We start from the raw sequence: 24,229 nt of genomic DNA on the forward strand, positions 1-24,229 counted from the left end.
CTTAAAACTAAGCTTTTCGATTTAAATTTAGATAATTTCTAAAGTCTTAGCTTTATTTACTAAGTCAACTAAATTAGTAACATTTAATTTAGTCAATAATCTTAGTTTGTAAGTACTGATCGTTTTTTCGTTCAGATTTAAGATTTTAGAGATTTCATTGTTTTTCTTTCCATCACTTAAGTAACGTAAAACTTCAATCTCGCGATTAGAAAGTTTTCTGTACAGACGCTCGCTTTTGCTTTGTTTCGCAATAAGGGCCATGTTTTTGCGTACTGTTTCGTTGATGATGATTTTTCCTTCTTGTACTTTAATAATAGAATGTCCTAGAGTTTCTAGTTTTTCTGTTTTGTGTACATACCCGGAAACTCCTGCTTTAATTGCGTTTGGAGCGTACATTTGCTCAGCAAGATCACTGAAAATAACAATTTTTGTTTTTGGGAAATTTTTCAAAATCGATTTGATTTCGAAGATACTAGAAAGACCTTCTAGTTCTAAATCTAAGATTAGAATGTCGATTTCCTTCGTTTGAAGGATATCTCTAACCATTGAAAAATTGCCTACGTTGGCAACAATTGAAATTTGATCGTGGTCTTTGAAATAAGACTTAACGCCAAAGTGCGTCACAGGATGATTGTCTGCTAGACATACTTTAATCATAATTTTTACCTTTTTTAGAATTGTTCATGTTTTTGGAACTGTAAAATTAATAAATAAATTCTGTAGTTTATAGCTGACAAATGTTAAAAAAAATTATTTTAACGTTTTTGGTATAATGCAGACTGGAATTGGATCCATTTTATGCTTGTTATTGGTGTTTAATCTTTTATAGATTTCAAAGACAGATTTTTCTCTCCCATCAAAGTCAGCTACCGTATTTCCTGACTCTGCGGCTAACATTGCCCATTCTAATTCATCGTAACTTGCTCCCAATTGGTCTTCATCGGTGCGGTTATCTCCAAATAAGCCATCTGTAGGTGCTGCTGTTAAAATGGATTGCGGAATTTCTAAAAATTCTCCTAAAGCATATACGTCAGATTTCATTAAATCGGCAATTGGACTTAAATCGACACCTCCATCTCCATATTTAGTATAAAAACCTACGCCAAAATCTTCTACTTTATTTCCTGTTCCAGCGACCAATAAACCATGAAGACCTGCTAAATAGTATAAAGAAGTCATTCTTAGACGTGCTCTTGTGTTGGCTAGCGCTAAACTTACTTTTGCCTCCTCATCTGTTTTTGGAACGGCACTTTTAAAAGATTCAAAAACCGCAGTTAAATCCGTTTGTACTTCAGAAACATTTGGGAAACGTTTTTTTAGTTGTTCAATATGTTCTTTTGCTCTGTTTACTTGGCTTTCTGCCTGATGAATTGGCATTTCTACACACAAAACTTTCAGTCCAGTCTGTGCGCATAAAGTTGAGGTTACAGCAGAATCTACACCTCCCGAGATTCCAATTACAAAACCGTTTACTTTCGCATTAGCAGCATAATCTTTTAGCCACTCTACAATATGCGTATTTACTTTTTCTGTCTGAATTGTGCTTTTTTTAGCCATAATAGTTTAAGTTTTAAAGTACAGGGATGTATATTTGCAGAATTATTTTTAAGTCTATAGTCGCTTAAAATTCTGGTAACACAAATCTAATTAAAATAAAATGAAATTATATCGCTTTGCAGTGGTTCTATGCCTGTTTTTTTTGTCTTGCGACCAAAAATCTAAGGTTGAAAAAGAAGTAGAAGAAATTCCTGTAGATGTTAAGGTGGAACGTTTTGATAAGGTGTTTTTTGAAACCAAACCTGAAGATCTGGCAAAGATTAAAAAACAATATCCTTTTTTCTTTCCGGCAGGGAATGATGATAATGTTTGGCTGCAAAAAATGCAAGAACCAATTTGGAGGGAAGTGTATGATGAAGTGCAAAAAAAGTACGGTAACTTTGAACCTGTAAGAGAGGAATTCAATGCTCTTTTTCAGCACGTAAAATATTATTTTCCAAAAACTAAAATTCCAAAAGTGATTACCGTTATTGGAGAAATGGATTATAACGCTAAGGCAATTTATGCAGACAGCCTAGTAGTTGTAGCTTTGGAATTGTATTTGGGAAAAGAGCATAAGTTTTATGAGTTCCCGAATTATTTAAAACAGAATTTTGAAGAAAAACAGATTATGCCAGATGTGGTTTCTAGTTTTTCTTACCGAAACATTTTAAATTCAGTAGACAAAAGTTTGGTTTCGCAAATGATTTTTGAAGGAAAACAGCTTTATGCGAAAGATTTGCTTCTACCAAATTATACCGATGCAGAAAAAATGGGATACACACCAGAACAAATTAAATGGTGCGAAGAAAATGAAGCCTACATGTGGCGATATTTTATAGAAAATGAAATGCTTTACAGTGATGATCAGAAACTGACATCAAGATTTATAGCTCCTGCGCCTTTTTCTAAATTCTTTTTAGAAATTGATAATGATTCTCCTGGCCGTGTTGGTGCATGGATTGGATGGCAGATGGTGCGTTCTTATATGAAAAACAATAGTGATGTTTCTTTGGCAGAGTTATTTAAAATCGAGCCGAAAGAAATCTTCGAAAAATCAAAATATAAACCTAAGAAATAATGGCAAATATAAACTCAGAGATTAAATTCAATATAGAATTAGACGAAAACCGTGTTCCAGAAAAATTAACTTGGAGCGCACAAGATGGAGGTGTAAAAGCTGAAGAAGCAAAAGCAATTATGCTGTCAATCTGGGACAGCAAAGCAAAAGAAACGATGCGTATCGATTTATGGACAAAAGATATGCCGGTAGACGAAATGAAGATTTTCTTTCATCAGACTTTAGTAGCGATGTCAGATACTTTTAAACGTGCAACAGACGACGAAAAAATGTCTGACACTATGAAAGATTTCTGTGATTACTTTGCAGAGAAACTGGAATTAACAAAACAGTAAGCAAACAAAAAAAATCAAATTTAAAAATCCAAATTCCAAACTTTAAAGCTGGAATTTGGATTTTTTTTATTGTTTATTTTGGTAATAATCAGGTCAGAATTTTCAGTTTTTTATTTGATATGAGAACTTAATTAAGGTATTTGAACAGATTTAATTTTAAATTTTAGAAAGGATTTATTTAATAAGTTATTTTCGTGAAGTAAATTTTATAGTATGTTATTTCCTTTTCTTGTAAGTCTTGTCGGGTTGTTTTTTTTATTGATAAATGCAGTTTCTTTTTATAAGACACGAAAAAACAAAGATGCTCATTATTATATACTAATGGTATATTTGATTTGCTTATTTATAAATGAATTGTTGTGTAATATTATTGGATTTTATGCTCCTGGATCTAATTTTTTCCTCTCGCACTATTATTTTATTTTTCAATTTATTTTCTTAAGCATATTTTTCCGAGGGTTGTTTTCTAATCGGATTTTGAAAAAAGCAATACTTTTTGTTTTAGCACTGGTTTTGTCTTTATTGGCAATACAATATTATAGGACACCTGTTCTTTATTGGGAATTTAATTTGTTTGAAATTGGGACTACTTCAGTAGTGTTGGTTCTGTATGCCATAATTTATTTGATTCAGAATTTCAAAAATTTTAAGGCTGATTATTTGTATTTTACCAATGGGTTGATAATTTACTTAGTCAGTAGTTCGACCATTTTTTTAAGCGGTAATACAGATTCGGTAATTTTTACAGAGCCTTTTTTACTTGATTTCTGGTTTTTTAATTCTCTGTTTTACATTTTATATCAGTTCTTGATATTTAAAGAATGGAAAGCTTTAAATAAAAGATTATGATAAATAAAAATCCAAATTCTATATTTAGATTTTATTTATTGAATATTTTTAAAATGCTATTTTACAGATCTTTTGTTTAAATCTTTAAAAATACGTTTTAAAGCGCCAGTCATTAAGGCATTTGAGTTTTTGTAAAGCGTTACATTGTCTATGAGTTTACTCGATTTTTCAGTTTCCCACATTGATTTTGTGTTGCCTTTATTGGTTATCCCTACAACTTTTTGAGAATAGATTATTTGCTGTAAATTCAAATCGTATATTTCCAAAGTTACCGAGGCTTCGTTTTTCTCTGAACCATATTCGGTTTGATAAAGTTCAATAGAAGATAAATCGCTTCTGTCTTTTTTAGTCGAAATGTTGATGAAGAAATCAAAACCTGTTCCGTCTTTTAACTCTTTTAATTTTATGCTGTTAGGATTTAAAGGAATTTTTCGAGGTATAAGTAATCCTTTTGCATCATGAATATAAGTTACTCGATCGCCTACACTTTTTTTGAAGAATTTTAAGGATTCCTCAGTCAATTTTTCTTTTGAGTTTTTTGGGCAGTCTAATTCATTTAAAAGCCATTTTCCAGAAGAAAAATCAACTCCGGTTCTTTGTCCAGTTGTGAACATATAATGCGAAGATTGGCAAGAAGAGAATAATAAGAAGGAAGTGCAAAAAGCAAAACAAATTGATTTTAAGTTGTTCATTGGTTAGATTTGATTGGAGTCAAATATAACTTAAAAAACAATTCTTTAAGATTTTTCTCTAAAATAAAAATTCCAATCAGTACGATTGGAATTTAGAAATTTTATGTTTGGAATTATTCTCTTAATTCGAATTTAAAAAACCACTGTTGTTTTTAAAAACCTCTTGATTTACTTCATCAATATAAGATAAAAGGTCTTCTTTTCCAATTGATTCGGTAGATGAGGTTACAAAATATTGTGGCATTTCGGCCCAATTGTTTGCAAACATTTGTTTTTTATAAGCCGCAATATGAGAGTCAATTTTTGTTTTACTGATTTTATCTGCTTTAGTAAAAATAATACAGAACGGAATCTCACTTTCGCCCATATACGACATAAATTCAATGTCTATTTTTTGAGCTTCGTGGCGAATGTCAATTAAAACAAAAGCACATACTAACTGTTCCCTGTTTTCAAAATAATCTGTAATAAATTGCTGGAAAATTGATTTTGTTTTCTTTGAAACTTTAGCATAACCGTAGCCAGGCAAATCGACCAAAAACCAATTATTATTGATTTTAAAGTGATTTATTAATTGTGTTTTTCCTGGTTTTCCAGATGTTTTAGCTAAGTTTTTATTGTTGGTAAGCATGTTTATTAACGATGACTTACCTACGTTTGATCTTCCTATAAAAGCATATTCCGGCAAAAAATCCTTTGGACATTTTGAGGCATCAGAATTGCTGACAATAAATTCGGCGGTGTTAATTTTCATGTTTCTTCGTTTTAAAACCTCCTAAAAAGTAAATAGTAATGGCTTATAAATTCTTTTCAGTAAGCCATTTTTCAAGAATTTCATTAAATTCCTGAGGGTGTTCCATCATTGCGGCATGTCCGCATTTGTCAATCCAGTATAAAGTTGAATTTGGTAATAATTTATCAAATTCTTCTGCTACATTTGGAGGAGTTACAGAGTCATTTCGACCCCAAATAATGCAAGTTTCAACATCCATTTTAGGCAAATCTTTAGCCATGTTATGGCGAATGGCACTCTTTGCAATGGTTAAAGTTTTGATTAATTTGATTCGGTCGTTAGCCGTCGCATATACTTCATCAATCAAATCGGGAGTTGCAATTTTTGGATCGTAAAATACAGCTTCAGCCTTTGTTTTGATGTATTCGTAATCGCCTCTTCTTGGATAACTGTCTCCCATTGCACTTTCGTAAAGTCCAGAACTTCCGGTAATTACAAGTCCAGCAACTTTTTCAGGATATAATTTTGTGTGATACAAAGCAATATGTCCTCCAAGGGAATTTCCTAAGAGAATTACTTTGTCAAAACCTTTAAAAGTGATAAAATCTTTAACGTACTTGGCAAAACTTTTTACGTTCGTTTTTAAAATGCTTTGTGTGTATATTGGCAAATCTGGGATAACAACTTTATATCCTTTTGTTGGGAAATATTGTGCTACACCATCAAAGTTACTTAGGCCTCCCATTAACCCGTGAAGAATAACGATAGGTGTACCTTCTCCAGCTTCAAAATAGCTGTATTTGCCTTCTTTTTTGTAGTGTTTGTCCATCTAATCTAATGCCAATTTCAATTTCGACAAATATAGGGTTAAATAAATAAAAATGAATTTTTGCTGCCATTTTTTAACTAGATAATTTCAGTAGAATTTCTAAATAACTAAAAATCAGTAATTAATGGGGTGTTTGGTAAATTATCTAAATGTTAAGAAAACTGCATAATAATCAAATTTTTAAGAAAATTAGCGCATTATTTTTTTGAATGAATAATGGATCTGTGAATCTGTTAATTAATAGTTAAGGTATTGATTGATTGTTGATTAACAGAAGTGGTAGCAAAGTGGTTAAACTTATTAACAAAGTGGTATAAAGTGGTAAAATGTGGTAAAATTTTTTATATTTTTGCTGTATAACATGTTATACTAGTTTTTTGAACACAATTGTTGGAACATACGAATGTAAAGTCGATGCTAAAGGAAGGCTGATGATGCCTGCACCTTTGAAAAAGCAGTTGACAGCTTCACTTCAAGACGGATTTGTTTTGAAGCGTTCTGTGTTTCAGCCGTGTTTAGAGTTGTATCCTATGGTAGAGTGGGATGCAATGATGAAAAAAATCAACAAGCTTAATCGCTTTGTAAAGAAGAACAACGATTTCATTAGAAGGTTTACTGCTGGTGTTAAAGTGGTTGAGGTTGATGCATTGGGGAGATTACTGGTGCCAAAAGATTTGGTAACGTTTGCCAGTATTTCTAAAGATGTGGTTTTTTCATCGGCTGTTAATATTGTAGAGATCTGGGATAAGGATTTATACGAAAAATCAATAAGCGGCGAAGATATGGATTTTGCAGATTTAGCCGAAGAAGTAATGGGAAATATTAATGACGACGACAATGGAATATCATAATCCGGTTTTGCTTCATCCAACAGTTGATGGTTTAGATATTAAACCTGATGGTGTGTATGTAGATGTTACGTTTGGAGGCGGTGGTCATTCAAAAGAGATTTTAAAAAGATTAGGACCAAACGGAAGGCTGTTTGCATTTGACCAAGACGAAGATGCGTTGGCAAATGCATTACCAGATGAAAGGTTCACTTTGATAAATGAGAATTTTAGGTTCATAAAAAGGTTTTTACGTTTTCATGGAGTAAAAGAGGTTGATGGAATTTTGGCAGATTTGGGAGTTTCATCACATCAGTTTGATGTTCCAGAAAGAGGTTTTTCAACCCGTTTTGATGCCGAATTAGATATGCGGATGAGTCAGAAAAATGATTTAAATGCTTACCGAGTGGTTAACGAATATGAAGAACAGGATTTACGTCGTGTTTTTTTTGATTATGGGGAGTTGAAAAATGCACCGGTTTTAGCAAGGACAATTGTAGAAGCTAGAAAAGATTATCCGATCAAAACGACAGACGAATTAAAAGACGTTCTGAAAAAGTTTTTGCCAGAGAAAGTTCGAAATAAAATTTTGGCCCAGATTTATCAGGCAATAAGAATTGAGGTAAATCAAGAAATGGATGTTTTGAAAGAGTTTATTGAGCAGTCACTAGAGATTTTAAAACCGGGTGGAAGATTTTCAGTAATATCTTATCATTCGTTAGAAGATCGTCTGGTAAAAAGATTTATCAAAAACGGAATGTTTGAAGGAGAACCAGAAAGAGATTTTTACGGAAACTTTTCAGTTCCATTCAAAACAATTGGAAAATTGATTGTTCCAGATAATGAAGAAATCAAGATAAATAATAGAGCAAGAAGTGCCAAATTAAGGATTGCTGAAAAGGTATAATATATATTAAGGTAGGAAAAAATGAAAAGTGGCGTATTTGGCATATTAAAAGCAAGGTTCCTGATTCATGAAGATGCAGTAAAAAACTGGAGATTTATTGTCTTTATAATTCTGCTGGCTATTTTGATGATTGCCAATACACAGCGATACGAACAAAAGGTTTTTGAAATCGCAAAATTAAATAATGAAGTAAAAGAACTAAGATCGGAGTTTGTAGATCGACGTTCAGAATTGATGAAGCTAAAAATGGAGTCAACCATTTCGGATAAAATGTTAGAAAAACAAATTTTTCCGTCGACAGTTCCTCCAGTGAAAATAGAAGTTAAAAAAGAAGAAGAAAAAAGTTTCTTTAAAAGAATATGGCAGTAGACGATAAACATATATCCTACAGAATTTACCTCGTAGCAGTTTTCATCTTTTTGATGGCAATTGCTATTGTCGTTAAATTGACCAATATTCAATGGGTTCAGGGAGATTATTACAGACAACTGGCAAAACAGCGTACTGTTAAAAATTTTGTAATCCCAGCCAACAAAGGAAATATATATTCTGCTGATGGAAGTTTACTGGCAACTTCAATCCCGAATTATGAAATTCGTTTTGATGCCAAAGCACCAAAAACAGAAACTTTTGAGAAGTATGTAAAACCATTGTCAGATTCATTGGCAACAGTTTTGGATAAGCCGAGCAGTTATTTTCAAAAGGAATTAAGAAAAGCACGTGAGAATAAAAATCGTTATTATTTGATTGCCCGAAAATTGAGTTATACAGAATATGTGAAAATAAAAAGTTTTCCATTATTCAATTTAGGAGCTTTTAAGGGTGGAATTATAGTAGAGCAGGAAACCGTTAGAAAACATCCTATAGGTAAAATTGCTGAAAGGACTATTGGTTATGACAAAATTGATCCAGCAACTGGAGTAGAAGTTGGAAAAGGAATTGAATGGGCTTTTAAAAATTACCTGAACGGAAAAGACGGTAAAATTTTAAAACAAAAAATTGCAAAAGGGCAGTGGAAACCAATTCGTGATGTTAACGAAGTAGATCCAGTTGATGGTTATGATGTTATTTCTACGATAGATGTTTTTATTCAGGATATTGCGCATCATGCTTTGCTGAAACAATTGGAAGATTATGAAGCAGATCACGGTTGTGTGGTAGTGATGGAAACAGAAACGGGACATGTAAAAGCAATTTCGAATTTAGGAAGAGCAGAAGACGGATCATATTATGAAACAACAAATTATGCAATTGCTGAATCTCACGAGCCAGGATCAACTTTTAAATTAGTTGATTTAATGGCGATTTTAGAAGATAAAGTAGCCGATACAAGTACCGTTTATGACAGCCACAATGGCGTGGTTAAATATTATGGAAGATCAGTTCGTGATTCGCATAATGGAGGTTACGGAAAAGTTTCATTAGCTCGCGGATTCGAACTTTCGTCAAATACTGTAATGGTTCAGGCAGTTTATGAGGCATATAAAAGCAATCCGTCAAAATTTGTAAACCATATTAATAGTTACGGGTTAAATAAAACGTTGGGATTGCATTTTAAAGGAGAAGGAAGACCGTACATTCCACAGCCAGGAGATAAACATTGGTCGGGAACTACGCTTCCATGGATGGCTTTTGGATATAATGTTTCGGTTACACCAATGCAAACTTTAGCACTATACAATTCAGTTGCTAATAATGGCGTAATGGTAAAACCACAGTTTGTATCAGAAATTAAAGAATGGAACAAAACCATAAAAAAGTTTGATGTAGAGGTTATAAACCCGAGAGTTTGTTCGCCAGAAACGCTTAAAAAAGTGAGAGCAGTTTTGCAGAATGTGGTAAAAAAAGGAACCGGTTCTAAATTGTATTCGAAAGATTTTTCGATGGCAGGAAAAACAGGAACAGCCCAAATGAATTATGGTGGGAAAGAAGGAAAATCAGCGTTGTATTATGCGTCTTCATTCGTAGGGTATTTTCCTGCTGATCATCCGAAATATTCTTGTATTGTAGTGGTTCATAAACCAAATACATCAAAAAACAACTATTTCGGAGCAGATGTAGCTGGGCCAGTTTTCAAAAGAATTGCTCAAAAGATATTTACAGATGCACCGTCAACTAATAAAATTAAAAAATTAGATACTAGGATTCCAAAGCAGGATGATAGTTATAATAAATATACTGCAGAGGCCAATAAGAAAATCAATCAGATTCCGAATCTAAAAGGAATGCCAGGAATGGACGCCATTGCTTTACTGGAAAATTTAGGTTTAAAAGTAAAAGTAAATGGAATGGGGAAAGTAAAAAATCAATCGATTCAAGCAGGAACCAGTATTAGCAAAAACACAACAATTGTACTAGAATTATCGTGAAAGTATTAAAAGACATATTATATAAAGTAGCTATTGAATCTGTAAAAGGTTCAACAGAAACTCCTGTTCAGAAAATTGAATTTGATTCACGTAAGGTAGAAGCAAATGATGTTTTTGTGGCTATTCGTGGTTCGCTTTCAGATGGGCATGATTATATTGAAAAAGCAATTCAGCTTGGAGCGAAAGCGATTATCTGTGATACGCTTCCAGAAAATATAGCAAGCGAAGTAACATATATTCAGGTAAAAGACACCAATACAGCTTTGGCTTTTATGGCAGCTAATTATTTTGAAGATCCTTCTGCAAAATTAAAATTAGTCGGTGTAACGGGTACGAACGGAAAAACAACAATTGCTTCTCTATTGTTTCAATTGTTTCAAAAAGCAGGTTTTAAAGTAGGGTTATTATCAACTGTAAAAATCGTAGTAGATCAAACGGAATTTCCTGCAACGCATACAACGCCAGATTCTTTGACGATCAATCATTATTTAAATGAAATGGTTGAAGCTGGAGTTACACATTGTTTCATGGAAGTAAGTTCGCATGGAATTCACCAAAAACGTACAGAAGCTTTACATTTTGTGGGCGGCATTTTCACGAATCTTTCTCACGATCACTTGGATTACCATCCAACGTTTGCAGAATATAGAGATGTGAAAAAATCATTTTTTGACTCACTTCCAAAATCAGCATTTGTATTGTCAAATATTGATGATAAAAATGGTTCTGTAATGCTTCAGAATACCGTGGCTAAAAAACTGACTTATGCTTTAAAATCTTATGCGGATTATAGAGCGCAGATTTTAGAAAGCCAATTGTCAGGATTATTATTGAAAATTAACGATAATGAAGTTTGGGTAAAGCTAATCGGTACTTTCAATGCTTACAATGTTTTAGCGATTTATGGAACAGCAGTTGAGCTTGGGATTGATAGTCTTGAGGCATTGCGTTTATTGTCCGATTTAGAAAGTGTTTCAGGTCGTTTTCAGTACATCGTTTCAGATGGTGGCATTACCGCTGTTGTAGATTATGCACATACACCAGACGCTTTAGAAAATGTTCTAAAAACTATAAATGATATTCGTACTAAAAACGAACAATTGATTACAGTTGTGGGTTGCGGAGGAAATCGAGACAAGACCAAACGTCCAATTATGGCTAAGATTGCTTCAGATTTAAGTGATAAAGCAGTTTTGACTTCGGATAATCCAAGAAATGAAGATCCGGAAGTTATTTTGGATGAAATGGAGCAGGGAGTGGAACCTCAGAATTATAAAAAAATGCTTCGAATTACAGATAGAAAACAGGCAATTAAAACCGCTTGTCAATTAGCAGAAGCAAAAGATATTATCCTGATTGCAGGAAAAGGACACGAAACCTATCAGGAAATAAATGGTGTCCGTCATCATTTTGATGATATGGAAACAATTAAAGAAATTTTAGAACAATTAAACAAATAACAATCAATTATTAAGTTCAAATACCACCAAAATGATTGGAATTTGGAATTTCAAAATTGGAATTTAAAAAATAGAAAACTATGCTGTACTATTTATTTGAATATTTTGACAAAACATTGGACGTTCCTGGAACAGGAGTTTTCCAGTACATCACATTTAGATCGGCTTTAGCATTTATGCTTTCATTGCTTTTGTCAACTATTTATGGTAAAAGGGTAATTAACTTTTTGCGCCGTCAGCAAGTTGGAGAAACGGTTCGTGAGCTTGGTCTTGCTGGTCAGAATGAGAAAGCTGGTACGCCAACAATGGGGGGGCTAATTATCATTTTTGCCACATTGATTCCGGTTTTGTTATTCGCAAGACTGCATAACATTTATATCGTATTGCTGATTGTAACTACGTTATGGATGGGAACGATTGGATTTGTAGATGATTATATCAAAATATTCAAAAAAGATAAACAAGGATTAAAAGGAATTTTTAAAGTAATTGGTCAGGTTGGTTTAGGAATCATTGTAGGAACAGTTCTTTATTTTAATCCTGCAGTTACAGTAAGAACAGATACAGGACGTACAGATGTTTTTAGAACAGCTGCTAATACAACGGTTGTACTTCCTGCGCCAATTGAAGAGAAATCTACAGCAACAACAATTCCGTTTGTAAAAAACAACGAATTTGATTATGCCGAAGTATTGTCTTTTATGGGAGATGGATACGAAAAATGGGCTTGGTTAATTTTTATTCCTGTAGTAATTTTTATTATCACAGCAGTTTCAAACGGAGCAAATCTAACAGATGGAATTGACGGACTCGCGGCGGGAACCTCTGCAATTTCTGTCCTCGCGCTCGGGATTTTCACGTTCGTTTCAGGAAATATCATTTTTTCGAATTATCTGAATATTATGTATATCCCCAATTCAGGAGAAATGACGGTCTTTATATCGGCCTTTGTGGGTGCATTGATTGGTTTTCTTTGGTACAACTCTTATCCGGCATCTGTTTTTATGGGGGATACTGGAAGTTTAACAATTGGTGGTATCATTGCAGTTTTAGCTATTGCAGTTCGAAAAGAAATACTGATTGTTTTATTCTGTGGAATTTTCTTAGCAGAAAGTGCTTCAGTCGTAATTCAGGTGTTTTATTTTAAATATACAAAGAAACGTTTTGGAGAAGGAAGAAGAATTTTTCTAATGGCGCCTTTGCATCATCATTATCAAAAGAAAGGATATCACGAAAGTAAAATCGTAACCCGTTTCTGGATTGTTGCTGTCATGTTAGCCATTTTATCAATCATCACCCTAAAATTAAGATAATGAGATTAGTTGTATTGGGGGGAGGAGAAAGCGGAGTTGGAACCGCGATCCTCGGTAAAAAGCAAGGATACGACGTTTTTGTATCGGATTTTGGAAAGATAAAAGAGAGTTATAAAGAAGTTCTTATCATTAATAAAATTGCCTGGGAAGAGGAACAGCATACAGAAGATTTAATCCTGAATGCAGACGTGGTAATGAAAAGCCCAGGAATTCCAGATAAATCTCCGATAGTAAAAAAACTATTCGCAGCTGGAGTTAAAGTGATTTCGGAAATTGAATTTGCAATTCCTTATACAGAAGCAATGACAATTGGAATTACGGGAAGTAATGGTAAAACCACCACCACGATGCTGACACATCATTTGCTGAAATATGCAGGATTAAACGTCGGATTGGGAGGGAATATCGGGAAAAGCTTTGCCTGGCAGGTAGCCGAAAATAAATTTGATGCCTACGTTCTTGAATTAAGCAGTTTTCAGTTAGACGGAATAATAAATTACCGGCCAGATATTGCGATAATAACAAATATAAGTCCGGATCATTTGGATCGATACGATTATAAATATGAAAATTATATCAATTCAAAGTTTCGAATAACCATGAACCAGACGGAAAGCGATTATCTCATTTATGATGCAGATGATGTGGCAAGTGTAGAATGGTTAAAAAACAACAAAACAAAAGCAAAATTAATTCCTTTTTCATTGACAAAAACATTTGACGAAGGAGCTTCTATAAATAACAACAAAATGGAAATAAAGATCAACCAAGAAGAGTTTACAATGGATACAGAACACATTGCGTTAGAAGGAAAACATAATATGAAAAACGCCATGGCAGCAAGCTCTGTAGCAAAGTTGATGCAAATTAGAAATGCAACGATTCGTGAAAGTTTATCTAATTTCCAAGGTGTTGAACACCGTTTAGAAAAAGTATTAAAAATACAAAACGTCCAATATATCAATGATTCAAAAGCGACAAATGTAAATGCAACGTTCTTCGCTTTAGACAGTATGAATGTACCGACAGTTTGGATTGTTGGTGGTGTTGATAAAGGAAATGATTACAACGAATTAATGTCATTGGTTCGTGAAAAAGTAAAAGCAATTATTTGTTTAGGTGTTGACAACCGTAAAATTATTGATGCATTTGGAAATGTAGTGGATATTATGGTTGAAGTGAACAATATGAATGATGCTGTAAAAACGGCTCAAAGATTAACAGAAAAAGGAGATGCCGTTTTATTATCTCCAGCCTGTGCAAGTTTCGATTTATTCGAAAACTACGAAGATAGAGGAAGACAGTTTAAGCAAGCGGTGCACAATTTATAGATGATAGTTTAAAGTTTCAAGTTTCAGGTTTCACGTTAAGCCGAACCTGAAACTTGAAACAAAAGAAACCTGAAACAAAACGATTATGAAAGAGCTGGTAAACAAACTAAAAGGAGATAGGGTAATATGGTCATTTGTGGCTTTATTGGCTTTGTTTTCGTTTATGCCTGTTTTTAGTGCGAGTAGTAATCTGGCTTATATAGGTCATGGAACTGGAAATACATTGGGATATTTGGTAAAACATTTGGCTCACGTTTGTATCGGTTTCCTGATTATTTATTGGGTTCACAAAGTGCCGTATCATTATTTTAGAGCGATTTCTAAAATTGCACTTCCTGTAGTTTGGTTATTGTTGCTTTATACTTTGTTGAAAGGAACTGTAATTGCGGGAGCAAATGCAAGTCGTTGGATTCAGGTGCCGTTCATTGGAATTACGTTTCAAACTTCGACTTTAGCGGCAAGCGTATTATTTATTTACGTTGCACGTTATTTGTCGAAAACCAAAGAAGAAAACGAACCTTTTCAAACTTCGTTTATTCAGCTTTGGATTCCGGTTTTTATCACTTTGGCTTTAATATTACCAGCCAACTTTTCGACAACTGCGTTGATTTTTGCAATGGTAATGATGTTGACATTTATTGGTAAATACCCATTAAAATATATCGCTTTTATTATTGGTTCGGGAATTGCAATGTTGGCGTTTTTCCTTTTGGTAGCAAAAGCATTTCCGGATTCAAGATTTTTTAGCAGGGTTTCAACATGGGAAAGTCGTATAATGAACTTTACCACTGATAAACCAGATGAAGATGATTACCAGATTGAGAAAGCAAAAATTGCAATTGCATCTGGTAGACTAGGAGGATTAGGGCCTGGAAAAAGTGTGCAAAAAAACTTTTTACCACAATCTTCTTCCGATTTTATTTATGCAATTGTAGTCGAAGAATATGGTTTAGTTGGAGGAGTTGCAATATTAGTTTTGTATCTGTTATTGTTATTCCGTTTTGTGGTTGCTTCACATAAGGCGAATACTTTATTTGGAAAATTAGTCGTCGTCGGACTCGGATTTCCAATGATATTTCAGGCGATGATTAATATGGCGGTTGCAGTAGAGTTATTGCCAGTAACAGGACAGACATTACCATTAATAAGTTCTGGAGGTAGTTCGATCTGGATGACTTGTTTTTCTTTAGGAATTATCATTAGTGTAACGAAGAAAGAAGAAGAAATTGCCGAGGAGAAACAGGAAAAAGCAAAACGAAAAGAAGCATTGCAGCGATTGATTGATAAGGAATTGGCAGAAGAAGATTTGGTTTCTGAAGAAATATATGAAGATGAGCCAGCCTATTCGATAGAAGATAATTCAAGAAATCCGATGAATGCGGTTTTAAACAAATAATATTAAAAAAATAGAATAAAATTTTAAAACGTTGTAATTTTTAGAAAGATGACAAAGTATAAATTCATACTTAGCGGAGGAGGAACAGGAGGACATATTTATCCTGCGATTGCGATTGCAAACGAATTAAAATTACAATTTCCTGATGCTGAATTTCTTTTTGTAGGTGCTAGAGATAAAATGGAAATGCAGAAAGTGCCTCAGGCAGGTTACGAAATAAAAGGTCTTTGGATTGCGGGTTTACAGCGAAAACTGACTTTACAAAACTTAATGTTTCCGCTTAAATTGGCAAGCAGTTTATTGGAATCAAAAAGAATAATTAAAAAGTTTAAGCCAAATGTGGTAATTGGAACGGGAGGTTTTGCCAGTGGGCCATTATTACAAGCGGCAGGTTCGGCAGGAATTCCGACAGTAGTTCAAGAGCAAAACTCATTTCCTGGAATAACCAATAAATTGCTAAGTAAAAAAGCCAATGCAATTTGCGTAGCATACCAAAATTTGGAACGTTTTTTTCCAAAAGAGAAAATTGTTTTAACTGGAAATCCAGTCCGTCAGGATTTAATTGATATCGAAAGCAAACGTGATGAAGCAATTACTTTTTATGGATTAGATCCCAATAAAAAAACATTATTGGTTTTAGGAGGAAGTTTAGGTGCACGAAGAATCAATCAGTTAATTGAAAAAGAATTGCAAAATTTCCTTTCGCAAAATGTTCAGGTAATCTGGCAATGCGGGAAATTATATTTTGAAGAATATAAAAAGTACAATCAGCCAAATGTAAAAGTGGTTGATTTTATTGAAAGAATGGATTTTGTTTACGCGGCATCAGATATCATAATTTCACGTGCAGGAGCTTCTTCGGTATCAGAATTATGTATTGTTGGAAAACCGGTGATTTTTATTCCATCTCCAAATGTGGCTGAGGATCATCAAACTAAAAATGCGCAGGCAATTGTTGATGCTAAAGGCGCAATTTTGTTGAAAGAATCTGAATTAGAGAGCGAGTTTAGCATTGTTTTTGAAGCGCTGCTGAAAGATTCTGGAAAACAGAAACAACTAAGTGATAATATTAAAAAACTGGCAAGACCAAAAGCTACACAGGATATTGTGGCAGAAATTGTTAAGTTAATTAAAAAATAAAATAAGTAAGGCTAAAGCAAATTAGAATGAATTTAAATCAAATACAGAACGTTTATTTTATTGGTATCGGAGGAATCGGAATGAGTGCCTTGGCTCGTTATTTCAAATTTATTGGAAAACAAGTTTCAGGTTACGACAAAACGCCTTCTATGCTGACTAATGAATTGATTGAAAGCGGTATTGATATTCATTTTGAAGATGATATAAACTTAATTCCAAAAGAGTATTATGTGGAGAATACGTTGGTGATTTATACGCCTGCGGTTCCAAAAACACATTCAGAATGGAATTATTTTATTGAAAGACATTACGAGGTTAAAAAACGTGCAGAAGTTCTTGGAATTATAAGCAAAGACACTTTTTGTTTTGCAGTAGCAGGAACACACGGAAAAACAACAACATCAAGTATTTTGGGACATATTTTGTTTCAAAGTGGTGCTGATGTAACTGCTTTTATTGGTGGAATTGTAGAAAATTATAATTCGAATTTAATTGGAAGCGGTAAAACGGTAACAGTGGTAGAAGCAGATGAATTTGACAGATCATTTCTGCATTTGCGTCCAGATATCGCTTGTGTGACTTCTATGGATGCTGATCATTTGGATATTTATGGAACCAGTGAGGCAATTCAGGCTTCTTTTAGAGAATTTGCTTCCAAAGTAGAAGATAAAAATAATCTCTTCATAACAAAAGAATTACCGCTTGACGGAGTTCAATGTGCTATAAATGAAGATGCTGTATATAAGGCTTTCAACGTTCGTATTGAAGATGGGGCTTATGTTTTTGATGTGCAGACGCCATCAGAAATCATGAAGGATTTACGTTTCGGACTGCCTGGTAAACACAATTTAATGAATGGATTGATGGCTATTGCAATGGCTAAGACATTCGGCACCCCGACCGATTCTATTGCAAAAGCCATTGCTTCATTCAACGGAATTAGAAGACGTTTTTCGTATCAGATTAAGAGCGAAAATTTAGTATATATTGATGATTATGCGCATCATCCAACAGAAATAAATGCTGTTCATCAAGCAGTTAGAGAATTGTATCCAGGGCGTAAAGTTTTGGCAATTTTCCAGCCGCATTTATTCAGTAGAACAAGAGATTTTGTGGATGGATTTGCAGAAAGCTTATCAAAATTTGATCAAGTGTTTTTGATGGATATTTACCCTGCAAGAGAGCTTCCGATGGAAGGAGTAACTTCTGAGTGGCTTTTGGGTAAAATGACAAATTCGAACAAAAAAATTGTTGCAAAAGAAGATTTATTGGGTGAAATCAAAGCCAGCGATGCACCTATTATTGTAACAATTGGAGCTGGTGATCTGGGAGAAATGGTTCCGTCAATTAAAAGGGTTTTAAATGAAAATATTTAATTGGACAAATATTCGATTAGTACTAATTTTCGGATTGGTTTTGTTTCTATATTCCTTCGCACAGCATCGAAATGGCGATCGAAAATTGAAAAAATCAATGGTCGTTTTTGTAGGAGAAAATACGCTTTTTGTGAAGCCGGAAACGGTTAATAAATTGTTGATAGAAAATAAAAGAGACGCTTCCAGTATTAGAAAAGATGAACTAGATTTGAATAAGATAGAGAAAACCCTCGATACACAAGAGATGATTGAAAAGTCAAATGTTTTTGTAAGTATTGATGGAGTTCTAAAAGCAGTAGTAAAACAGAAGACGCCCATAGCAAGAGTTTATGACGGCGGCGCTTCTTTTTATATTGATTACGAGGGTAATAAAATGCCTTTGTCTGACAATTTCACTGCAAGAGTTCCTCTTGTTTCAGGGGCAATTAATGAAAAAAATAACGAAGATTTAGCAGCTTTATTTCGCACAATTTACGACGATGCGTTTTTGAAAAAAAACATCATTGCAATCGAGATTATGCCGAATGGAAGCTTAAAAATGTTTAATCGAAACTTCGATTACTTCATCGATTTTGGCAGAACGATGAATGTTGATAAGAAATTTAGAAACTATAAAGCGTTTTTTCAAAAAGCAGTTTTAGATAGTTCGTTATACAAATACAAAAAAATTGACCTTAGGTTTACGGAACAAGTAGTTTGCACTAAATAATAGAAAATGGAAAAAGATAATATTGCAGTAGGTCTAGATATTGGAACAACCAAAATCGTTGCCATGATTGGCAAGAAAAATGAGTATGGTAAGTTGGAGATTTTGGGCATTGGTAAATCCAAAAGTTTGGGTGTTGCCAGAGGAGTAGTAAACAACATTACGCAGACGATTCAATCGATTCAACAGGCGATAATCGAAGCAGAAAATAATTCGGGTTACAAAATTAAAGATGTGGTTGTGGGTATTGCTGGACAGCACATCAGAAGTATTCAGCATACGGATTACATCAGCAGAAATAATCCTGAAGAAGTAATTGGCGAAAATGATATTCAGCTTCTAATCGATCAGGTAAATAAACTGGCGATGTTACCGGGAGAAGAAATCATTCACGTTTTACCGCAGGAATTTAAAATCGACGGACAGTCTGAAATTAAAGAACCAATCGGAATGTACGGCGGAAGATTAGAATCTAGTTTTCACGTTGTAGTTGGTCAGGCATCTTCAATCAGAAATGTTGGAAGATGTATTCAGAGTTCAGGAATTGAATTGTCTGGATTGACATTAGAACCATTAGCTTCGGCAGATGCTGTTTTAAGTCAGGAAGAAAAAGAAGCGGGTGTTGCATTGATCGATATTGGTGGTGGAACAACAGATTTGGCTATTTTCAAAGACGGTATCATTCGTCACACAGCTGTAATTCCTTTTGGAGGAAATGTGATTACAGATGATATCAAAGAAGGATGTTCGATTATTGAAAAACAAGCGGAGCTTCTAAAAATAAAGTTCGGATCTGCTTGGCCGGGAGAAAACAAAGACAACGAGATTGTTTCTATCCCTGGACTGAGAGGAAGAGAGCCAAAAGAGATTTCATTAAAAAATCTTTCTAAAATTATCCACGCAAGAGTAGTGGAAATTGTAGAACAGGTTTTTGCAGAAATAAAAGCATACGGTCACGAAGATCCTCGCAAAAAGCTTATTGCCGGAATTGTTTTAACTGGTGGAGGTGCACAATTAAAGCACATCAAACAATTGGTTGAATACATTACGGGAATGGATACTAGAATTGGTTATCCTAATGAGCATTTGGCAGGAAACTCAGGAGAAGAAATTTCTAGTCCATTATTCGCAACAGCAGTCGGATTAGTAATGAATAGTATCGAAAATAGTTCTCAAAGTGCTGTTAGAATGGAGCTGGTTAATGAACAGCCAAAAGTTGTTTACAGAAATGCTCCGCCAGTACAGCGATACGAAGTGGAAGAAAACTACGTTGAGAAAGTAGAGACTATCGAAGAAACTAGAGAGGTTGTAAGCCAGAAGGCATCTAAAGATGAATCTACCGAAACCAAAATAAGACGATCATTTTTTGATCGATACGTCGACAAAATCAAAGAATTTTTAGACAACGCAGAGTAATTAGAATAAAACAAGAAGAAGGAAATTACTTTCTGGCCCCAAGTCAAGAAGTAAAAAATGTACTTAATAAGAATTTCAAAAAACCAAAAAGATGATGAGCAACTCAGAATTTGGAAGTATTTCATTTGATTTACCAAAAAATCAATCAAATGTAATCAAAGTAATAGGTGTAGGTGGAGGCGGAAGTAACGCAATTAACCACATGTTTAAGCAAGGTATTAAAGGCGTAGATTTTATCGTTTGTAATACCGATTCGCAAGCGCTTCAAAATAGTTCAGTACCAAATAAGATTCAGTTAGGACTTAATTTAACTGAAGGATTAGGTGCAGGAGCAAACCCGGACGTTGGACAGCAGTCGGCTATCGAAAGTATTTCTGATATCGAAAAAATGTTGGATAAAAATACTAAGATGGTATTTATCACTGCTGGTATGGGTGGAGGAACTGGAACTGGTGCAGCTCCGGTAATTGCTCAGTTGGCAAAAGAAAGAGAAATATTAACAGTTGGTATCGTGACGATTCCGTTTCAGTTTGAAGGGAAAGTACGTCAGGAGCAGGCGATTATTGGAATTGAAAAATTGCGTAAGCAAGTCGATTCTTTAATTGTAATCAACAATAATAAATTAAGAGAAGTATACGGAAATCTTGGTTTCAAAGCAGGATTCTCTAAAGCGGACGAAGTTTTGGCAACTGCTTCTAGAGGTATTGCCGAAGTAATTACGCACCACTATACTCAAAATATCGATTTACGTGACGCAAAAACTGTTTTGGCTAACAGTGGAACTGCGATCATGGGATCTTCTGTGTCAGAAGGTGAAAACAGAGCAAAAGACGCTATCGTTTCTGCTCTAGATTCTCCTTTGTTAAACGATAATAAGATTACAGGTGCCAAAAACGTATTGTTGCTTATCGTTTCTGGAACTAACGAGATTACTCTTGATGAAATCGGAGAAATCAACGATCACATTCAGGCCGAAGCAGGTTACAATGCCAATATCATCATGGGAGTTGGTGAAGACGAATCTCTTGGGGAAGCTATTGCTGTAACTATTATTGCTACAGGTTTTGATGTTGAACAACAAAACGAAATCGTAAATACAGAACCAAAGAAAATCATTCATACGTTGGAAGATGAGCAGAGAAGTGTTCATAATTTAACAAACAGACCGATTTCATCTTTCGACTTAACAGTGGATACGCCAACTGCAAAAGTAGAAGACAAAGTTGTTTTTGATTTAATAGACGATGATGAAACTTTTACTCCAACTCCTACAAATGCTGTTGCTCCAGCAATTAATCAGGAAGAGTTGGTGGTTATGTCAGAGTTTATTAAAAATCTAGATGTGACTTTTGAAATTGTTTCGCCGATTACGGATATTGATTTTACAATTTCTTCACCAGAGAAACCAGCTGTTCAGCAATTTCAGCAGCAACAGCCAATTCAACAGCAGCAACCTGTACAACAACAGCCAGTACAGCAGCAAAGAGTATTTGAAAAAGAAGAACAAACTACTTTTTCTTTTGATCTTCCTTTGTTTAAACAAGAACCTGTAAAAAGAGAACCAGTTGTTGAAGATAACAGAGTTTTGTTTGAATTGACAAATGAAACTCGAGAAATTAAAGTAAACGATCCGGTACAGTTTGTTCCTGTAACAGAAGTTTCAGAAAACGGAATCATTAAATATTCTCTTGAAGAATATATGGAAGTTGAAAATGATTTAATGGCTTCTAAACCAGTAGAAAAAAAGGTTGAAGATACAATTCCAGAAGAATTGAATATCACTTTGAAACCAAGAACTGATTTTGCTAGTCAACCTGATTTTTCAACAACTTCTGAAGTTTCTCCATTAGAATTAACAATTGAAGAAACACTTCGTTTAAGAGCTGAAGAAAGAAGAAAGAAACTAAAAGAGTTTAACTATAAATTCCATAACAATGTTTCTAGAATTGATGAGTTGGAAAAAGAACCAGCTTACAAAAGATTAGGAATTGATTTGTCAAATTCACAATCAAATAATACAAATTCTAGAATTTCTGTTGGAACCGATAGCAATAATGATTTACAATTACGTTCAAACAATTCATTTTTGCACGATAACGTAGATTAATTTTTAGCATCATAATATAGGATGACCCGAAAATTGGATTTAATTTTCGGGTTATTTTTTTTATCTTCGCACAGAATTTAAAAATTTGACTTCCTAAATAGGTTTTTAAAGTGAATCTTATTGTCAGTTCGAGAGGAGTCGAGAACGAATTCCAAATTAATATATCAATTAATAAGCATTGGCTTATTTAAAATAAAACATAAACATGAGTTTACAAACACAAATCATGGACGAGATCAAAACGGCCATGAAAGCAAAAGATACAGTAGCATTAGAAGCTTTAAGAGCAGTAAAATCTGAATTGTTATTAGCTTCAACGGCTTCAGGTTCTAAAGAAGATTTATCTGAAGACGAAGAAATTAAATTATTGCAGAGATTGGTTAAAACTCGTAAAGAAAGCGCAAGAATCTTTACAGAGCAAAACCGTCCTGACTTAGCGGAGCCAGAATTGGCTCAAGTTGCGGTAATCGAGAAGTTTTTACCAGCTCAATTAAGCGAAGAAGAAGTAGAAGCAGTAATAGCAAAAATTATTGCTGAAACTGGTGCTTCTGGAATTGCTTCAATGGGTAAAGTTATGGGATTAGCTTCTGCACAATTAGGCGGAACTGCTGAAGGAAAAACTATTTCTACAATTGTAAAAAAATTACTTTCGTAAATATAATTTTAGATTTTAGAGTTCAGATTTTAGATTGAATCTGAATTCTAAAATTATAAATCTAAAATAAAACTGACCTCGTAGTTCAACTGGATAGAATATCAGATTTCGGCTCTGAGGGTTGGGGGTTCGAACCCCTCCGGGGTCACTATGAAAAAATGAAAGCCTGCAAAGTGTATATTTTGCAGGCTTTTTTTGTCTAATTGTTTAGAACTCTGGTTTCAATAATAAAAAAATATCCGATTCGTTTTTGTATGAGCCATTTGCCATCTTGTAAAACATAGGTATCCTCATACTTAACACTATAATCTGATAAAATATCTTTACCATCATTTTCCCTAATCATTTTTAGCTGTGAAAAGGAAATCCCCGTAGCAGTTTCGCCTTTAATTTCTACTTGATGCTGTCCGTTCAATGTAAAATATGTTTTTACTTCTGAGGCATGTTTATTAAAGTCCTTTTCCATGTTTTCTCTTCCAGAAACATCTGAGACTAAAAAGTTATTCATATAAACTTTGTAGTTTATATCAGCAGTAAATAAATCCATTACTGCTGCAATTTTTTTCTCATCTCCTAGAGAGGCATAACTGTCAATTAAGTTTCTTACTTCTTCTTTAGCTTTGAAAATTTCTAATGTCATGATTTTAATTTTTTAAAATTGATTAAGCCAAAATTATAGTATATTAGCTTACTTTTTGTTAGTAGTTACTTAAAGGTTAGTAGCTTATAAAAATGAATCTATGAAAAAAATATTAAAAGAAGTGGTTGATAATAAAGAGTTTACTGACGAATGTAACACTGTTTTAATGGCTGTATCTGATGCTCTTTATGCAATTGGAGGTAAGTGGAAATTGATGATAATCATTGCTATGGCTAGAGGAAACAAACGTTTTACAGAAATTCAAAGAAAGGTGAATGGTATTTCTGCTCGAGTACTTTCAAATGAACTGAAAGAATTAGAAATTAATGGTTTTATTGTAAAGAAAGTTGCTGTAGGTTATCCTGTAACTATTGAATATGAATTATTGCCTTACAGTCAAACACTGAAAGAAGTTGTAGAAGCGATGACAAAATGGGGAATGCAACATCGAGATAAAATTAGAACCGAAAGTCATCTGGAAATCTCGAAGAAAAACACTAAATAAGTTATTTTATGAAAAGAGCCACTTAA

General features: G+C 33.9%; 23 protein-coding genes and 1 tRNA gene. 18 read left to right on the forward strand and 6 right to left on the reverse strand.

Annotated elements, in window-relative coordinates:
* Positions 1-27 precede the first annotated feature (27 nt).
* Positions 28-657 (reverse strand): response regulator transcription factor, encoded by a 630-nt coding sequence (locus P2W65_RS09450; RefSeq protein WP_091492550.1) that lies wholly within the window; start codon positions 655-657, stop codon positions 28-30.
* Between the two features lie 93 nt (positions 658-750).
* Positions 751-1,557, reverse strand: a complete 807-nt coding sequence (gene nadE / locus P2W65_RS09455; RefSeq protein ID WP_289665128.1) for an NAD(+) synthase — start codon at positions 1,555-1,557, stop codon at positions 751-753.
* A gap of 100 nt (positions 1,558-1,657) precedes the next feature.
* Between nadE and gldB the strand changes: the two genes are divergently transcribed.
* Positions 1,658-2,617, forward strand: a complete 960-nt coding sequence (gene gldB / locus P2W65_RS09460) for a gliding motility lipoprotein GldB (RefSeq protein ID WP_289665130.1) — start codon at positions 1,658-1,660, stop codon at positions 2,615-2,617.
* Positions 2,617-2,952: a gliding motility protein GldC gene (gene gldC / locus P2W65_RS09465; protein ID WP_289665132.1), complete on the forward strand. Its 336-nt coding sequence runs from the start codon at positions 2,617-2,619 to the stop codon at positions 2,950-2,952. Before gldB ends, gldC begins: the two co-directional genes overlap by 1 nt.
* 905 nt (positions 2,953-3,857) lie before the next feature.
* Here the strand turns inward: gldC and P2W65_RS09470 are convergent.
* The 3 genes from P2W65_RS09470 to P2W65_RS09480 all read right to left on the reverse strand — a co-directional run bounded on the left by P2W65_RS09470 (position 3,858) and on the right by P2W65_RS09480 (position 6,055).
* A complete protein-coding gene (locus P2W65_RS09470) occupies positions 3,858-4,493 on the reverse strand; it encodes a hypothetical protein (RefSeq protein WP_289665134.1) in 636 nt (211 codons plus the stop codon).
* A gap of 121 nt (positions 4,494-4,614) precedes the next feature.
* The gene (yihA, locus tag P2W65_RS09475) at positions 4,615-5,247 is read right to left on the reverse strand and encodes a ribosome biogenesis GTP-binding protein YihA/YsxC (protein ID WP_179001383.1); all 633 of its coding nucleotides are present in this window, start codon (positions 5,245-5,247) and stop codon (positions 4,615-4,617) included.
* 43 nt (positions 5,248-5,290) lie between these two features.
* Positions 5,291-6,055, reverse strand: a complete 765-nt coding sequence (locus tag P2W65_RS09480) for an alpha/beta fold hydrolase (protein ID WP_198854352.1) — start codon at positions 6,053-6,055, stop codon at positions 5,291-5,293.
* Between the two features lie 377 nt (positions 6,056-6,432).
* On the opposite strand from P2W65_RS09480, the gene P2W65_RS09485 reads away from it, so the two are divergent.
* From P2W65_RS09485 to P2W65_RS09555, 15 genes are all read left to right on the forward strand, one after another.
* Positions 6,433-6,906, forward strand: coding sequence for a division/cell wall cluster transcriptional repressor MraZ (locus P2W65_RS09485; protein ID WP_179001379.1), 474 nt, complete (start codon positions 6,433-6,435; stop codon positions 6,904-6,906).
* Positions 6,881-7,789, forward strand: coding sequence for a 16S rRNA (cytosine(1402)-N(4))-methyltransferase RsmH (gene rsmH / locus P2W65_RS09490; RefSeq protein ID WP_289665139.1), 909 nt, complete (start codon positions 6,881-6,883; stop codon positions 7,787-7,789). Before P2W65_RS09485 ends, rsmH begins: the two co-directional genes overlap by 26 nt.
* 21 nt (positions 7,790-7,810) lie before the next feature.
* Positions 7,811-8,158 carry an FtsL-like putative cell division protein gene (locus P2W65_RS09495; protein WP_289665141.1) on the forward strand — a complete coding sequence of 116 codons (348 nt, stop codon included), beginning with the start codon at positions 7,811-7,813 and terminating at the stop codon, positions 8,156-8,158.
* A complete protein-coding gene (locus tag P2W65_RS09500) occupies positions 8,149-10,158 on the forward strand; it encodes a penicillin-binding protein (protein WP_289665142.1) in 2,010 nt (669 codons plus the stop codon). Before P2W65_RS09495 ends, P2W65_RS09500 begins: the two co-directional genes overlap by 10 nt.
* Positions 10,155-11,618 (forward strand): UDP-N-acetylmuramoyl-L-alanyl-D-glutamate--2,6-diaminopimelate ligase, encoded by a 1,464-nt coding sequence (locus P2W65_RS09505; protein ID WP_289665144.1) that lies wholly within the window; start codon positions 10,155-10,157, stop codon positions 11,616-11,618. The genes P2W65_RS09500 and P2W65_RS09505 overlap by 4 nt, the downstream gene beginning before the upstream one ends.
* A gap of 80 nt (positions 11,619-11,698) precedes the next feature.
* Entirely contained in the window at positions 11,699-12,931 is a 1,233-nt protein-coding gene (gene mraY, locus P2W65_RS09510) for a phospho-N-acetylmuramoyl-pentapeptide-transferase (protein WP_109191947.1), read from the forward strand.
* Positions 12,931-14,262, forward strand: coding sequence for a UDP-N-acetylmuramoyl-L-alanine--D-glutamate ligase (gene murD / locus P2W65_RS09515; protein ID WP_289665146.1), 1,332 nt, complete (start codon positions 12,931-12,933; stop codon positions 14,260-14,262). The genes mraY and murD overlap by 1 nt, the downstream gene beginning before the upstream one ends.
* A gap of 85 nt (positions 14,263-14,347) precedes the next feature.
* Complete coding sequence (locus P2W65_RS09520; protein WP_289665147.1) at positions 14,348-15,658, forward strand: FtsW/RodA/SpoVE family cell cycle protein; 1,311 nt, start codon at positions 14,348-14,350, stop codon at positions 15,656-15,658.
* 48 nt (positions 15,659-15,706) lie between these two features.
* Positions 15,707-16,798, forward strand: coding sequence for an undecaprenyldiphospho-muramoylpentapeptide beta-N-acetylglucosaminyltransferase (gene murG / locus P2W65_RS09525; RefSeq protein WP_289665148.1), 1,092 nt, complete (start codon positions 15,707-15,709; stop codon positions 16,796-16,798).
* Positions 16,799-16,824: 26 nt separating this feature from the next.
* A complete protein-coding gene (gene murC / locus P2W65_RS09530; protein ID WP_289665149.1) occupies positions 16,825-18,174 on the forward strand; it encodes a UDP-N-acetylmuramate--L-alanine ligase in 1,350 nt (449 codons plus the stop codon).
* Positions 18,161-18,883: a cell division protein FtsQ/DivIB gene (locus P2W65_RS09535; protein WP_179001367.1), complete on the forward strand. Its 723-nt coding sequence runs from the start codon at positions 18,161-18,163 to the stop codon at positions 18,881-18,883. The genes murC and P2W65_RS09535 overlap by 14 nt, the downstream gene beginning before the upstream one ends.
* 6 nt (positions 18,884-18,889) lie before the next feature.
* Entirely contained in the window at positions 18,890-20,296 is a 1,407-nt protein-coding gene (ftsA, locus tag P2W65_RS09540; protein WP_109191954.1) for a cell division protein FtsA, read from the forward strand.
* Between the two features lie 91 nt (positions 20,297-20,387).
* A complete protein-coding gene (ftsZ, locus tag P2W65_RS09545; protein ID WP_289665153.1) occupies positions 20,388-22,403 on the forward strand; it encodes a cell division protein FtsZ in 2,016 nt (671 codons plus the stop codon).
* 205 nt (positions 22,404-22,608) lie between these two features.
* A complete protein-coding gene (locus P2W65_RS09550) occupies positions 22,609-23,058 on the forward strand; it encodes a GatB/YqeY domain-containing protein (RefSeq protein WP_198854339.1) in 450 nt (149 codons plus the stop codon).
* A 74-nt stretch (positions 23,059-23,132) separates the two neighbouring features.
* Positions 23,133-23,206 (forward strand) — tRNA-Arg (locus P2W65_RS09555).
* A gap of 51 nt (positions 23,207-23,257) precedes the next feature.
* Here P2W65_RS09555 and P2W65_RS09560 read toward each other — a convergent pair.
* Positions 23,258-23,698, reverse strand: a complete 441-nt coding sequence (locus tag P2W65_RS09560) for a nuclear transport factor 2 family protein (RefSeq protein ID WP_289665155.1) — start codon at positions 23,696-23,698, stop codon at positions 23,258-23,260.
* A gap of 100 nt (positions 23,699-23,798) precedes the next feature.
* Here P2W65_RS09560 and P2W65_RS09565 point away from each other — a divergent pair, with 100 nt between their 5' ends.
* Complete coding sequence (locus P2W65_RS09565) at positions 23,799-24,203, forward strand: winged helix-turn-helix transcriptional regulator (RefSeq protein ID WP_289665157.1); 405 nt, start codon at positions 23,799-23,801, stop codon at positions 24,201-24,203.
* Positions 24,204-24,229 lie beyond the last annotated feature (26 nt).

The organism is Flavobacterium panacagri, assembly GCF_030378165.1.
GTDB lineage: Bacteria > Bacteroidota > Bacteroidia > Flavobacteriales > Flavobacteriaceae > Flavobacterium > Flavobacterium panacagri.